Source organism: Streptomyces phaeoluteigriseus, assembly GCF_001896135.2.
GTDB lineage: Bacteria > Actinomycetota > Actinomycetes > Streptomycetales > Streptomycetaceae > Streptomyces > Streptomyces phaeoluteigriseus.
Window position 1 is genome coordinate 1 of sequence record NZ_MPOH02000027.1, and the last position, 1,234, is coordinate 1,234.

Here is a 1,234-nt window from a genome sequence, read left to right on the forward strand (position 1 = left end):
GCCCGACCCGGCATCTCGGCACCCCCGCACCCCACCCCTCCAGCCGTACGACGTCCTCGACGCCATCGCCGGACTCGTCGACAAGTCCGTCCTCTGCCGGGAGACCGACTCCGCCGGCGGCGTCAGGTTCCGCCTCCTGGACACCCTCCGCGAGTACGGCCTGGAGCGCCTTCGCGAACACCCCGGCGAGGAGCACGCCACCCGCACCCGCCTCCGCGACTGGATGCAGCACCGGGCGGCCACCTGCGAGCGCGACTGGTTCGGGCCCGGCCAGCCCGGCATCGTCACCCGTCTCCGCGCCGACCAGGACACCCTGCGCGCCGCCCTGGACTTCAGCCTCACCACCCCCGGCGAGGCCTTCGCGGGCCTCCGCCTGGCCGGCACCCTGTGGTTCCACTGGCACGCCTGCGGAGCCCCCCGCGAGGGCCGCTTCTGGCTCGACCGCGCCCTGGCCGCCAACCCCGAGCCCACCCCCGAACGCGCCCGCGCCCTGTGGGTGTCTGGCCTCCTCGCCGGCTGCCCCGAGGACCTCACCCGCGGCCGGCACCACGCGGAACAGGCCCGCGACCTGGCCCACCGCCTCGGCGACGCGGCGGAGGCGGCCCACGCCGACTACGTCATCGGCGTCATCCGCCTCTTCAGCGACGACCTGGAGGGCGCCCTGGCCCACTTCCGGGCCGGTGTCGACCGCGGCCGGGTCCCCGGCGGGCACCTCAGCCTCGTCGGCCTCGACCGCGTCGAACTCGCCTGCGCCCTCAGTTTCCTGGGCCGCGCCGACGAGGCCATCGCCGTCTGCGAGGAGACCCGGAGGCTGTGCGCGGGGCACGGCGAGCAGTGGGTGCTGTCGTACGTGGAGCGGATGCTGGCCCTCGCCCACACCGTGAAGGGCGACTGGGAGCGCGCGGAGCGGCACGGCCGTGAGGCGCTCCGCCTCAAGCTCGCGGTGCACGACGTGGTCGGCATGGGTCTCACCCTCGACCTCCTCGCCCGCATCGCCGCCGAACGCGGGGGTCGTGACCGTGGGGCCGCTGACGGTGGGGGGCGTGACCGTGGGATCGCTGACCGCGGGGCTCATGACCGCGGGGCTCATGACCGTGGGGCTGCTGACGGTGGAACTCATGACCGTGGGGCCGTTGACCGCGGGGCTCATGACCGTGGGACTGCTGACCGCGGGGCTGGGATCGCTGACGGCGAGGTTCGTGACCGCCGGACCGCTGACCGTGGCGCTCAAGGC

Annotated in this window: 1 pseudogene; it reads left to right on the forward strand. The window is 75.0% G+C overall.

Annotation, left to right across the window (positions count from 1 at the left end):
* Positions 1-1,234 (forward strand): annotated as a pseudogene (locus BM536_RS37050) (ATP-binding protein); the annotation flags it as partial.